This window comes from Actinokineospora cianjurensis (genome assembly GCF_003663795.1).
Classification (GTDB): domain Bacteria; phylum Actinomycetota; class Actinomycetes; order Mycobacteriales; family Pseudonocardiaceae; genus Actinokineospora; species Actinokineospora terrae.
The window spans coordinates 1474639-1487962 of sequence record NZ_RCDD01000001.1 but is presented as its reverse complement, the minus strand read 5'-3'; the positions used below and the strand labels follow the sequence as shown (position 1 = coordinate 1487962).

General features: G+C 71.6%; 11 protein-coding genes. 2 read left to right on the top strand and 9 right to left on the bottom strand.

The features are described from left to right. The first annotated feature begins 183 nt into the window (after nt 1-183). Nucleotides 184-3261, top strand: coding sequence for a fibronectin type III domain-containing protein (locus CLV68_RS07120; protein WP_246009697.1), 3078 nt, complete (start codon nt 184-186; stop codon nt 3259-3261). A 50-nt stretch (nt 3262-3311) separates the two neighbouring features. Here CLV68_RS07120 and CLV68_RS07115 read toward each other — a convergent pair whose 3' ends face one another. From CLV68_RS07115 to CLV68_RS07080, 9 genes are all read right to left on the bottom strand, one after another. Beyond that, nucleotides 3312-3572, bottom strand: a complete 261-nt coding sequence (locus CLV68_RS07115; RefSeq protein ID WP_121389680.1) for a Prokaryotic metallothionein — start codon at nt 3570-3572, stop codon at nt 3312-3314. Between the two features lie 144 nt (nt 3573-3716). Then, nucleotides 3717-5321: a serine/threonine-protein kinase gene (locus tag CLV68_RS07110; protein ID WP_121389679.1), complete on the bottom strand. Its 1605-nt coding sequence runs from the start codon at nt 5319-5321 to the stop codon at nt 3717-3719. Between the two features lie 17 nt (nt 5322-5338). Further along, nucleotides 5339-6667 carry a serine/threonine-protein kinase gene (locus CLV68_RS07105; protein WP_121389678.1) on the bottom strand — a complete coding sequence of 443 codons (1329 nt, stop codon included), beginning with the start codon at nt 6665-6667 and terminating at the stop codon, nt 5339-5341. Between the two features lie 242 nt (nt 6668-6909). Continuing rightward, on the bottom strand, nt 6910-7467 hold the full coding sequence (locus CLV68_RS07100; protein ID WP_121389677.1) for a hypothetical protein: 558 nt from the start codon (nt 7465-7467) through the stop codon (nt 6910-6912). Further along, a complete protein-coding gene (locus CLV68_RS33305) occupies nt 7379-7747 on the bottom strand; it encodes a hypothetical protein (protein ID WP_147459897.1) in 369 nt (122 codons plus the stop codon). The genes CLV68_RS07100 and CLV68_RS33305 overlap by 89 nt, the downstream gene beginning before the upstream one ends. Nucleotides 7748-8021: 274 nt before the next feature. Beyond that, nucleotides 8022-9038: a hypothetical protein gene (locus CLV68_RS07095; RefSeq protein ID WP_121389676.1), complete on the bottom strand. Its 1017-nt coding sequence runs from the start codon at nt 9036-9038 to the stop codon at nt 8022-8024. Between the two features lie 26 nt (nt 9039-9064). Further along, nucleotides 9065-9796 carry a PIG-L deacetylase family protein gene (locus CLV68_RS07090; protein WP_246009696.1) on the bottom strand — a complete coding sequence of 244 codons (732 nt, stop codon included), beginning with the start codon at nt 9794-9796 and terminating at the stop codon, nt 9065-9067. 105 nt (nt 9797-9901) lie between these two features. Next, entirely contained in the window at nt 9902-10210 is a 309-nt protein-coding gene (locus CLV68_RS07085) for a hypothetical protein (RefSeq protein WP_092777880.1), read from the bottom strand. A 72-nt stretch (nt 10211-10282) separates the two neighbouring features. After that, the gene (locus tag CLV68_RS07080; RefSeq protein WP_092777878.1) at nt 10283-10585 is read right to left on the bottom strand and encodes a chorismate mutase; all 303 of its coding nucleotides are present in this window, start codon (nt 10583-10585) and stop codon (nt 10283-10285) included. A 282-nt stretch (nt 10586-10867) separates the two neighbouring features. Here CLV68_RS07080 and pcrA point away from each other — a divergent pair, with 282 nt between their 5' ends. Further along, nucleotides 10868-13237, top strand: a complete 2370-nt coding sequence (gene pcrA, locus CLV68_RS07075) for a DNA helicase PcrA (RefSeq protein WP_121389674.1) — start codon at nt 10868-10870, stop codon at nt 13235-13237. The last annotated feature ends 87 nt before the right edge of the window (nt 13238-13324 follow it).

Genomic DNA, 13324 nt, shown 5'->3' with positions numbered 1-13324 from the left:
GCGAATTTGTCCGGCGGTGACAAGTTATTCCGGGATTCGGCGGCGGTATTGCGTCGAACTGCGCGGCGGCTGTTTCATTTGTCTTCCCCTTAGCTTGCCCGTAACGCGCCCGGCACAGACGAACGCGGTGCTTCGCCGCGCGCATTTTCGGCGGGTGCGTGGCGTTGTGGAGAGGAAGCCCGCGTGAAGTTCGGAAGCAGAGGCAGCAGACTGGCCACCGCCGCGGCGGTCGCCAGTCTCGTGGTCACGGGGGTGCTGGTCGGATCCGGCACCGGTACCGCATCGCCACGGGAGATCACGCTCGACTACACCTGCCCGTTCCCCCTGATCGGCACCCAGCAGGTCAAGGTGACGATCAAGGGCGACATCCCGACCGAGATGCCGGTCGGCACGCCGTCGCCGGAGTTCGTCATCGACACGGTGTCGAACGCGGGGCCGACCGCGACCCAGGGCATGAACCTGATCGGCGCGGTCACCATCGAGGGCTCGGCGACGGCCAACACCGAACTGGTGATGCCGGGGCTGACGCTGCCGTTGCAGGTGCCCGCCACGGTCCCGCTGCAACCGGTGCCACCGACCGGGCAGGACTTCATCGTCAACGCGACCGGGCAGGCGCCGTCGATCACCGCGCCGCGGGTGGGGGTCGTGCAGATCTTCATCAGGGACCTGGTGCTGCGGCTGACCCCGAAGAAGCCGGACGGCACGGCGCCGCTGGGCACGTTCGACTCGGCGTGCACCCAGGTGCCGGGGCAGAACACGCTGTTCGCCGACATCACCGTCGTCGACGCCGAGGACACCGAGGCGCCGACCGCGCCCGCGGGCCTCGCTGTCACCGGTGTCACCCAGAGCAGTGTCGCCCTGTCGTGGAACGCCTCGGCGGACAACAAGGGCGTGACCGGGTACGACGTGTACCGGGGCACGACGCTGGCGAAGACGGTCACCGGCACTGCGGCGACCGTGGACGGGTTGGCCGCGAACACGGAGTACTCGTTCACCGTCAAGGCGCGCGACGCGGCGGGCAACGCCTCGGCCGCGAGTGACGCGGTGACCGCGCGCACCTCGGCGGCACCGGACACGGCAGCACCGAGCGCGCCCACCGGACTGCGGTCCACGGGGTCTTCGCAGTCCAGCGTCGGGTTGGCGTGGGAGGCGGCCACCGACAACGTCGGCGTGGTCGGGTACGACGTGTACCGGGGCACGACGCTGGCGAAGTCCGTCACCGAGACGACCGCGACCATCGATGGGCTCACGGCGGACACGGAGTACTCGTTCACCGTCAAGGCGCGCGACGCGGCGGGGAACGTCTCCGCTGCCGGCGCCGCGGTGACCGCTCGGACCACTGCGGCACCGGACACCCAGGCTCCCAGCGCGCCGACAAACCTGAGCGTCACCGGCACCACCCAGTCCAGCGTCAGTCTGGAGTGGACGGCGGCGGGCGACAACGTGGGTGTGACCGGGTACGACGTCTACCGCGGCACCACCCTCGCCAAGTCCGTCACCGGCACCACCGCCACCGTCGACGGCCTCTCCCCCGACACCGAGTACTCGTTCACGGTCAAGGCCCGCGACGCCGCAGGCAACGTGTCACCCGCCAGTGCGGCGGCGACGGCCCGCACGGAGGCAGCACCGGACACCGCGGCACCGACCGCGCCGGGGAACCTGCGCGCCACCACCGTCACCCAGACCAGTGTCGCCCTCGCGTGGGATGCGGCGGCGGACAACGTGGGCGTCACCGGCTACGAGGTCTTCCAAGGCACCACCTCCGTGGCCACAACCAGCGGCACCACAGCCACAATCAACGGCCTAGTCGCAGACACCCCATACACGGTCACGGTCAAAGCCCACGACGCCGCAGGCAACGTGTCACCCGCCAGCGCGGCGCTGGCAGTACGCACCAAGCCCGCACCCGACACCACGGCACCGACCGCCCCAGCCAACCTGCGCTCGACCGGCGTCACACAGACCAGCGTCAACCTCGCCTGGAACGCCGCCACGGACAACGTGGGCGTGGCCGGGTACGAGGTCTTCGAGGGCGCCACCTCCGTGGCCACCTCGACCGGCACCAGCGCGACCATCACCGGGCTGACCGCCGACACCGAGCACACCTACACCGTCAAGGCACGCGACGCGGCGGGCAATGTGTCCCCGGCTAGCGCGGCGCTGAAGGTGCGCACCCAGCAGGCGCCGGACACCGCGGCACCGACCGCCCCGGGCAGCCTGCGCTCGACCGGCGTCACGCAGACCAGCATCAGCCTCGCCTGGAACGCGGCCACGGACAACGTGGGCGTCACCGGGTACGAGGTCTTCCAGGGCACCGCCTCCGTGGCCACGTCCAGCGGCACCACGGCGACGATCAACGGCCTCACTGCGGACACGTCGTACACGTTCACGGTCAAGGCCCGCGACGCCGCAGGCAACGTGTCACCCGCCAGCGCGGCGCTGACGGTCCGGACGCAGTCGTCGTCGGACACCGCGGCGCCGAGCGCACCGGGGAACCTGCGGTCGACCGGCGTCACCGACACCTCCGCGACCCTCGCGTGGGACGCGGCCACCGACAACGTCGGCGTCGTCGGGTACGACCTGTACCGCGGCACGACCCTCGCCACCAGCGTCACCGGGACCACGGCCACCGTCTCCGGGCTCACCGCGGACACCTCGTACACGTTCACGGTCAAGGCCCGTGACGCCGCAGGCAATGTGTCACCCGCCAGCGCGGCGGTGACCGTGCTGACCAAGCCGACCACGGGGCCGCCGGTCATCAAGTACGGCTACGAACTGACCGGCACCGGCACACTCCGCGCCCTCGACGGCCGCCTGGACCTGCGCGGCGGTATCGACGCCCAGGTCGTGCTGACCACGGGCGCGGTCGACGCGAAGCTGACCCTCAACCCGACCACCGGCCGGTTCCGGTTGTGGGGCCTGCTGCCGGTCACCGCCCAGGTCCGCTTCGAGCAGGTCGGCAGCACCACCGGCACCCTGTCCGGCGGGGCACTGACCACCACGTCCACCGTGATCGTGAAGCTGCCCCGGGTCAGCGTCCTCGGCTTCCCGATCAGCGCCAACCCCGGCTGCCAGACCAAGTCCCCCGCGGTGATCCCGCTGGCGTCCAAGCCCGGTTTCGACCCGATCCGCGGCGGGAAACTGGCAGGCACCTACACGTTGCCCGCCCTCCAGGGCTGCGGCCCGCTGACCCCACTGCTCAGCGGCCTCATCGCCGGACCGGGCAACACCCTCGAGATCACCCTCAAACCCCGGACCTGACCCCCGGCGACCCGGCCCCACCACCCCGCGCGGTTGGGGCCGGGCCTGCCTCACCCGGGATGCGCCCCCACGGCGTCCCGAATCCGCGCCCCCAACCGGTCGTCCACGGACCGGGCGCAGTGCGCGCAGCAGTAGAAGCGCCCCTCGACCTCCACCCCGTGCCCGAGGATCCGGCACGAGCAGTGCTCGCACACCGGCGCCAACTTCGTCGCCGCGCACTCGAAGCAGTCGAAGGTGTAGACCTGCCCGCTGACGGTCCGCACCTCGAACGCCATCCAGTAGTCATTCCCACAGGTGTCGCAGATCGCCATCCCGGGCTCCTCTCCTCACCCGCACCCTGCGCCCCACCGCCCACCACGGCAACCCAAGACCGGCGTTCACCACCCCAACCCGCACGATCGAGTGGATGTCGACGCGGGTCGGGCACTGTCCTGGGTGGAGCGGGGGCGCGTCCCTCAGCCGTTGCGGGCCTGGGCGAAGTTGTCGATCTTGAGGGTGCCGTCCTGCTTGGCGAGGACGAAGATGTAGGGCTCCTGGGAGGCTTTGCCGTTCTTGTGGGTGAACTTGATCTGGGCGGCCACCCGGTTGCCCTCGGCTTTGGCCTCGACGAGTTCCACGGCGGTCAGGGTGTCGTAGAACTTGGTGAACTTGTCGTAGCCGCCGGACTTGTCGCGGGCTTTGTCGGTGAGCAGCTCCCAGGCGGCCTTGGTGTTCGCGGGGAGGAATGCGTAGTAGTTCCGCAGTGCGCCTTCGGCTTCCGCTGCCGTTGGGCCTGACGACGGCGATGGGGGTGGCGACGTCGTGGTGGGGCGCGGCGGAGTGGTCGTCGAAGCGCGAGGAGTCGTGCTGCTGGTCGTAGTGGTCGGCGCTGCGGTAGTTGTCGAAGACAGGCCGCTTGCCTGGGGAGAGTTCTTGGTGGTGAACAGGCTCGCGACCAGGATGCCGATAAGAGCGGCGGCGACGATCGCCAGGACCGTCAGCAGGATCGACCGGACGTCGTGCTTCTTCTTGCGTTCCGGGGCCGGGGGCTGGCGGACGGCGCCGCCGGGGGGCGTGCGGGGGCCGTAGTTGCGCGGCGGCTGCTGTGGTTGGGGGACCGCGGGCTGGCGCATCGGGCCGGACGGGTTCGGCTCCGCGAACGGGTTGACGTCCAGGCGGGTTCCGCTGACCGGGGGCAGGGTCTGCGGGCGGGGCGCGGGAACGGTCCGCTGGTTGAGCATGGCGACAGCGGGCAGCGGCTTGCCCGCGGCGACCGCGGCGAGGGCTTCCTTCGCCGCCGTCATCGTCGGTCTTTCCTTCGGGTCGGCGCGCAGCAGCTGCATCAGGAGAGCCGTAAGAGGCCCGGCCTGGCGCGGCGGCGTCACCTTGCCCGCGGCGACCGCGTACAGCAGCGCAAGCGTGTTCTCCGATAGCCCGAACGGCGAATGCCCCTCTACCGCCGTATAGAGCGTCGAACCCAGCGAGAACACGTCCGCGGCAGGCGTAGGAGCCTCGCCCTTGGCGACCTCAGGCGCCAGGTAGGCCGGTGTGCCCGCGAGCATGCCGGTAGCGGTAACCGTGATGTCGCCGGTGGCCCGGGAGATGCCGAAGTCGGTGATCTTGACGGTGCCGTCGTCGCCGAGCAGGACGTTCGCGGGCTTCACGTCGCGGTGCACGATCCCGGCCGCGTGCGCGGCGACCAGGGCCGCCGCGATCTGGGTGCCGATCCTGGCCGCCTCGACCGGGGGGAGCACCTCGCGCTCCGTCAGCGCCGTCGCCAGGCTCTTCGACGGCAGGTACTCCATGATCAGCCACGGCTCGTTGTCGTGCTCGGCCACGTCGTAGACGGTGATCGCGTTGGGGTGCGCGAGCCTGGCGGCGATCCGGCCCTCGCGCATGGCGCGCTGGCGGGCCTCCTCGGCCTGGTCGGCGCTGAGCCCCGGCTGGGAGAGCAGTTGCTTGACCGCGACGGTGCGGTGCAGCCGCTCGTCCTTGGCCTGCCAGACCACGCCCATGGCGCCGCTGCCGATGCGCGCGCCGAGCCGGTAGCGCCCGGCCACCAAGGTCTGCTCGCTGGTCATGTGCTACCGCTCCTGGCTCACTGGGTAGTGGTCGGGGTCGCGCTCGAGTTGTTCGGGTCCTGGGTGGTCGTGGTGACCTGCGTGCTGGTGGTGGTCGGCACCGACGGTGTCGTCGTGGTGGTCGCCGCCGACGGGGTGGTCGTGGTGGTCACCACCGTCGTCTGCCTCGGCTGGTTCGTGGTCGGCACGACGACCTTGGTCGTCGGGCCGACCTCGGGCTTGTCGGCGCTGGTGGTGGGCAGCACGACCGAGGGGGACGGGTTGTTGACGGTGTCGGGCCGGTCGGACGGCCCGACGCTGTTCTCCTTGCTGAGGATGAAGAACGTGCCGACCGCCAGGATCGCGGCCAGCCCGACCCCGGCGACCACCAGCGGCATCCGCGAGCGCGGCGGCAGCGGCGGCGGGGCGACCTTCGCCATCCCCTGCCTGCTCGGGGTGCGCCCGCCGACCTGGATGGGGGCGCCTGCGGCGATCAGCCTGGTGCGCGAGTCGGACGCGGTGGGCACCGGGGGCACGTCCGGCTCGTCGCCCCTGGCGACCGCCATCAGCATGTCGCGGGCCTTGGCCGCGCTCGGCCGCGCCTCGACGTCGGAGGCCAGCAGGGCCACCAGCACGTCGGTGAGCGGGCCGGACTGCGACGGCGGGTTGATCTTGCCGGAGGCCACCGCGTGCAGCAGGCCGAGGGTGTTCTCCGACAGGCCGAACGGCGGCTCGCCCTCGGTGGCCGCGTAGAGCGTCGAGCCGAGGGAGAACACGTCGGAGGCGGCCGAGGGGTCGCGGCCGATGGCGACCTCGGGGGCCAGGTACGCGGGGGTGCCCGCGATCAGGCCGGTCTTGGTGACGGTGACGTCGTCGGTGGCCCGGGAGATGCCGAAGTCGGTGATCTTCACCGAGCCGTCGTCGCCGAGCAGGATGTTGCCCGGCTTGATGTCGCGGTGCACGATCCCGGCCGCGTGCGCGGCGGCCAGCGCGGCGGCCACCTGGGCGCCGATCGCGGCGACCTCGGCCGGGGCCAGCGGGCCGCGCTCGGTCAGCGCGATCGCCAGGCTCACCGACGGCAGGTACTCCATGATCAGGCAGGGCGCGCCGTCCTCGTCGGCCACGTCGAACACCGCGATCGCGTTCGGGTGGTGCAGGCGGGCGGCGATGCGGCCCTCGCGCTTGCAGCGGGCCACCGCCTCCTCGGCCTCGTCGACCGGCAGGCCGGGGGGCAGCAGCAGCTTCTTGATCGCCACCGTGCGGTTCAGCCGCTCGTCGACGCCCTGCCAGACGACGCCCATGGCACCGCTGCCGATGCGTCGCTCCAGCCGGTAGCGCCCGGCGACCAGCCGGCCCTCGTCGCTCATCCCGACCGGAACCTCCCTCACCCGCGAAGCGCTTCGCGGGCTGTTCGTCAACGGCGCGGGTGCGCGCCACCGGAGCGCACCCCGGCACCGGCGTCACCGGTGCGGATCCGGGGTTGGCCGACCGGTCCAGGCTAGGCGTTCACGCAGCGCGCACGAACGCAGTCCCACCACCACGGGGGCGCCACCGGTGACCGCTACATACTGTCACAATCATCCCCGAATGGGGGCAACCACACCGGACCTCAGTCCTGCTGCGCGGAGACCAACTCGGCGTCGACGATGCGCTGCGGCACGGTCCTGGTGACCGTCAGTAGCTGCTGCACCCGCAGGTGGACACCGTCGCGCAGGTGGATCCGGATTACCGCGAGCACTCCGTCGCGCCGCTCCACCACGTCGAGCACCTCGATGCGGCTGACCTCGGTCCAGGAACCGAGGAACTCGCCGAGCGTGGTGCCCAGCACGTCGCCCGCGATGAGCTCGAACGCCGACCGCGGGTTGACCTCGATCAGCCGGTAGTACTCCAGCACCAGTTCGCGGCTGGAGGTGAGCGCCCGCTGGCCGCGTTCGGAGCGCGCCGGGTTGGTGTCCCCGGTGCCCCTGCGCTGGCCGGAGCCCGCCACCGGCGGGCGGCTGGTGGTGCTCGCCGGTGGGCTGATGCTGGCCGAGGCCGCGCCGGTGGACTGCGACACTACCTGGACGTCGACCTGCCCGTCACCGGCGACGACCCGGCCGAGCTGGTGCGGGAGCAACGCGCGCTCGCCGGTGATCTGGCTGCCCGCCACGGCCGGAGTCCCGATCACGGGCCACGACCGTCGCCGCGGCGACCGCGCCGCAGAGCGTGACCACGGCCACGCCGAGACCCGTGAGCTTGGCCAACCGCGCGGTGCGCGAGGCCGGGTGGCCCGGTTCGCCGACCTCGTGCCCTGGCACCAACCGCACCGACTGGGTGTCCACCGTCGGGGTGAACGCCTCGGGGGCGTCCACGGGGTCGGGGCCGGGCTCCGGCTGGCGCCGGATCAGGTCTGCGACGCGAACCGACCCGGAGCGCACCCGGCGCTTACCGGTCGTCGGACGATCCACTGCCGCTTTCCTCCGCCTGACTCGCTCGTCGGGGCAACTCGTACCGTGCTGCCGGGTGCTCACACCACTCTTTCTCGGCGCATCACCCGATCGAGGCGATAGGCGGCGACCAGATTCACTCGAAAAGAGCAGTGGTGACACACGGCTCCGACCGGAACCCGCTGGATCGGGTGCGATCGGACCAACACCGGGGGCCGCGCGGTCCATCACCTCGGCCCCACCCCGCCCATCATGCCTGACCAGGCGCAAGAGGTGAACCACCCGGCGGCCACGGCTAGTCGGCCACCTTGTCCGCGGTGATGAGCGGGTCGTCGCCGTAGGAGAAGGTCAGCTCCCGCTCCTCGCTGACGACCGTGCCGTCCTCGCGGAAGACCTTGAGCACCGACCGGGTGCGCGCCCTGGTCGGGTCGATCACGATCCGCTCCACCTCGACCCTGCTCACCCCGGCGTAGCGCCGCTGGATCTGCTCCTGGCCCTGGCGGCGCAGGTAGCCGCTGGTCATCGCGTAGGCCGCGTCCGGGTCGGTGACCACGCGCCGGTAGTAGTCCTCGGTGCGGTCGCCCATCGCCTTCGGGTCGTTCGGCGGGACGACCAGCATCGGGGTGACCACGGTGCTGCGCGGCGCCGCGCTCGGCGGCTCGTCGGTCTCGAAGAACGGCCTGGGGGCGCTGGTCGACTGCACGAGCGCGGAGGACCCCGGCCCGCTCGCGGTGGGCGGCGCCTCGGTCGGCGGCGGGGCGACCGGACCCGGCGCTGGCGAGTCCGCCGTCGTGGTCGTGGGCGCCGGGGACTCCCGCTGCTGCTCCGGGGTCGAGGTGAGACCGGACGGCGCGTCGGTCAGCGGCCGGGGGAACTGGCTGGGCAGCCCGGGCAGCGCCTCGATCACGTCCGGGCGGCGCGGCCCGGACATCAGCGTCGCCGCCGCGTAGGTCAGGCCGATCACCACCAGGATCGCCGAGGTCACCGCGAACCACGCCGCGTGCCGCCAGGAGCGGGGCGGGGTGACCGAGGCCGGGATGCTGCCCAGGTCGAACTTGGCCAGCCCGGTGGCGGGCCGGTCGACCCGGACCGTGGCGCCGATGACCGGGAGCACGTCGGTCTCGTCGGCGGCACGGGCGGCGCTGCTGAGCGCGTGCGCCCCTGCCCCCCGCACCCGCCGCGCACGGACCCCGTACGCGCGGTGCTTGCCCTGGCTGTCGTCGACACCGTCAGCGCTATCGGCGTACTCGGTGTCCAGGTGGAGCGGGTCGGTGTCGGGGATCTCTTCGTGCTGGCCGTCACTGGGGGCCATCGTGCGTACGACTCCTCTTCGGCGTCTCAGCCGGTGTTGACGACCTGGAACTCCTCGGCCAGCCGCCCCCTGGGCAGGCCGTACCTGGCGGCGGTGTCGGTGAAGTGGGCGTGCATCCGGGACTCCAGCTCGGTGTTGGCACCGACCTGCGAGACGTGGCAGCGCAGCGCCGCCATCCGGCGCTCGAAGAACTCCGTGGTGTCGACGCAGTGGTTGCGCAGGTGTTTCGGCGCGTCGGCGATCCACAGCTCCGACACCGCCCACGGCTCCAGGCCCTCCTCGGCGAGGAGGTCTGGGTAGGCGTTGGGGTTGCGCGCGTCGGGGTAGATCGCCGCGAAGGTGGCAGCGCCGACCGCGCGGTGGTCCGGGTGCGCGGTGGGCACGTGGTCCCAGTTGATCTCGGGGGACCAGCCGAGCACGCGCTGCGGGCGGACCCGCCGGATGACCCTGGTCAGGTCGCGGCGCAGGGCGGTGGTGGGCTCGACGGCGCCGTCGGGGTGGTCGAGGAAGACGACCTCGGCGACCCCGAGCAGGTCGGCGGCGTGCAGCTGCTCGGCCTGGCGGGTCGCGCCGACCTCGGCGCGCGGGCGGCTGCCGTCGCCGCTGGCCTCGCCCCTGGTGGCGACGCAGTAGGTGACCTCGACCCCGGCCGAGGTCCAGCTCGCGACGGTGCCCGCGGCGCCGAAGTCGACGTCGTCGGGGTGCGCGCAGACCACCATGGCCCGGCGCACGTCGTCGCGTGGGGTAGCTCCGATCACGCGGAGAAGACTATGCGGTTACGCGCTGTTGTCTCGCCTGCGCCGACATCGCCCGACCCGCGCCACACGTTCGCGTGACGCGCGGGCCGGAAATGCGCGCTGGGTTCACCTATCGGTGCGGTAGCGCTCCATCGTGCGGGACAGTTCCTTGCCCGCGACCGCGCCGGAGCCCGCCGCGATCAGGATCGCCACCACGTCGAGGAACCCGCCGCCGCTGGTCAGCAACCAGGCGAGCGCGGCTCCCGCGGTGGTGATCCCGGCGACGGGCCACCTGCTGCGGACGTACGTGGCGACGGCGTTGCCGCTCGCCCCACGTTTGCGCGCCGCCGAGTTCAGCAGCGCGAGGTACCCGACCAGGCCGAGCGCGGCGACCAGGGCGATGACGGCGACGAGGACCGCGATGAGATCCACCATGCGCCCAGTCTGCCCCACCCCTGCCGTGCGGAAATGGGGGATTCCCCCTAGTCCACCCCTGGTTCGGCCGGGTCAGCGGCCGAGCTTGCCCCGGCTGAGGTCCAGCAGGGCCAGCGCGAGCGTGCGACCGGCCGGGCCGAGCTCGCGGTAGCGGGCGAGCACGTCCATCTCGCGGTTGACCACGATCCGGGGGCCGCCAGCGGCCATCCGGGACGCGCCGATCGCCTTGGACACCTCGGCCCTGCGCTTGACCAGGCGCAGGATCTCCTGGTCGAGGAAGTCGATCTCCTTGCGCAGCTCGGCCACTTCCTCCGGCGCGGGCAGTTCGACACTGGGCTTGGCTGATTCGGGCTTGTTCTCGGTGATCGGGCTCATCATCTTCCCTCGGTGATCTCTGGCACCAGGTCACGTTCCCGAGACAACGGAAGCCCCGGGTCCGTGGACTCGGGGCTTCGCGGTGGTCTGCTGTGTGCGCCTACACCACTACGGGAGCCGGAGTCCGGTTCCCGTAGAAAAACTCGTAGCAGGTCAGCACCAGACGAGCATGGCACACGGCGGGCGCGGGGGTCGAGCAGTTGCGTGAATTCCCGAAGACGATCACGCGCGGGCGGTGGCGGCGCCGGATCGTCGGTGACCCCCGGTACCGTTGTCGCCACGATGGAAGCTCTCTTCGACCTCCCCGCCCCCGATCCCGGCCCGGCCCCCGCGCGCCCGGCCAGGGTGGCCGCGCTGATCGACGACCTCAACGACCAGCAGCGCCGCGCCGTCGAGCACGCCGGGACCCCGCTGCTGGTGGTGGCGGGCGCGGGATCCGGCAAGACCAGGGTGCTCACCAGGCGCATCGCCTACCTGCTCGCCGAGCGGGACGTGCACCCCGGCCAGGTGATGGCGATCACCTTCACCAACAAGGCGGCCGCCGAGATGAAGGAGCGGGTGGCCGACCTGGTCGGCCGCCGGGCGAACGCCATGTGGGTGTCGACCTTCCACTCGATGTGCGTGCGGGTGCTGCGCCGCGAGGCCAAGTCGCTCGGGATGGGGTCGAGCTTCTCCATCTACGACGCCGACGACTCGCGGCGGCTGCTGACCCTGGTGGCCCGCGACCTCGACCTGGACCCGAAGCGGTACCCGGCGCGGACGCTGTCGGTGCACATCTCGAACCTGAAGAACGAACTGGTCGACGCCGAGACCGCCGCGCAGAACGCGGGCAACGACCTGGAGCGCCGCGTCGCCGAGGTCTACGCCGAGTACCAGCGCAGGCTCACGCAGGCCAACGCGATGGACTTCGACGACCTGATCATGCGGACGGTCGAGCTGCTGCAGGCGTTCCCTGACGTCGCCGAGTACTACCACCGCCGGTTCCGGTTCGTGCTCGTCGACGAGTACCAGGACACCAACCACGCGCAGTACACCTTGGTGCGGGAACTGGTCGGCAAGGGCAACGACGGGCTGCCACCGGCAGAGCTGTGCGTGGTCGGTGACGCAGACCAGTCCATCTATGCCTTCCGCGGCGCCACGATCCGCAACATCGTCGAGTTCGAGCGGGACTACCCGAACGCGACGACCGTCATGCTGGAACAGAACTACCGCTCCACGCAGAACATCCTCACGGCGGCGAACGCGGTCATCTCGCGCAACCCGAACCGGCGGGACAAGCGGCTGTGGACGGCCATGGGCGACGGCGAGAAGATCGTCGCCTACGTCGGCGACAACGAGCACGACGAGGCCAACTTCGTCGCCAACGAGATCGACCGGCTGGTCGACTCCGGCTCGGCGAACAACAGCGACGTCGCGGTGTTCTACCGCACCAACAACCAGTCCCGGGTGTTCGAGGAGATCTTCATCCGGCTCGGGCTGCCGTACCGGGTGGTCGGCGGGGTCCGGTTCTACGAGCGCAGGGAGATCCGCGACGCGCTGGCGTACCTGCGGGTGCTGGCCAACCCGGACGACACGGTCAGCCTGCGCCGGGTGCTCAACGTGCCCAAGCGCGGCATCGGCGACCGGGCCGAGGCGTGCGTGTCCGCCTACGCCGACCGCGAACGGGTCTCCTTCGCCGCGGCGCTGCGCGCGGCCACCGAGGGCAAGGTGCCGCTGCTCAACCCGCGTTCGCAGCGGGCGATCTCCGGGTTCGTCGAGCTGGTGGACGGCCTGCGCCGGTTCGTCGACGACGGCCAGGACGTGGCCGAGGTGCTCGACGCGGTGCTGGAGCAGACCGGGTACCGGGCCGAGCTCGAGGCCAGCGACGACCCGCAGGACGCGTCCCGGCTGGAGAACCTCAACGAGCTGATCACCGTCGCCAGGGAGTTCACCGAGGCCCCCGAGGTGATGGCACCCGACAACGCGCCAGAGGGCATCGAGCCGGTCGAGCAGACCGGACCGGCGGCCGGGTCGCTCGCGGCGTTCCTCGAACGGGTGTCGCTGGTGGCCGACGCGGACTCCATCCCGGACGCGGAGGACACCGGCGGGGTGGTCACGCTGATGACCCTGCACACCGCGAAGGGCCTGGAGTACCCGGTCGTGTTCTCCACCGGCTGGGAGGACGGGATCTTCCCGCACATGCGCGCACTGAGCGACCCGGTCGAACTGGCCGAGGAGCGCAGGCTCGCCTACGTCGGCATCACCCGCGCCCGCGAGCGGCTGTACCTGTCCAGGGCCATCGTCCGCTCGGCCTGGGGCCAGCCGATGACCAACCCGGCCTCCCGCTTCTTCGACGAGATCCCCCCCGACCTCCTCGACTGGCGCCGCCTCGGCCCGGAGCGCTCGATGCCCACCAGGGCCACCACCTGGGGCAGCCGCTCCAGCGAGTCGGTCCAGGCCAGCAGGCAGCGCTCCTCCCCGACCAGGGGCTGGCAGGACGCCCCCTCCCTCTCGCTGTCCGTCGGCGACCGCGTCAACCACGACAAGTACGGCCTGGGCACGGTCATCGCCTCCGAGGGCCAGGGCGCCCGCGCCACCGCCACCATCGACTTCGGCACCTCAGGCACCATCCGCCTGATGCTCATCGGCGGCGTTCCCATGGTGAAGCTCTAGCCGGGACTGCTCTCGGCGGACCTCGGCCTGCGGGCTGGGGTCTTTCGGGCTGGGGGTCTTCCGGGCGTTTCCGCAGCTCGCTGGCTT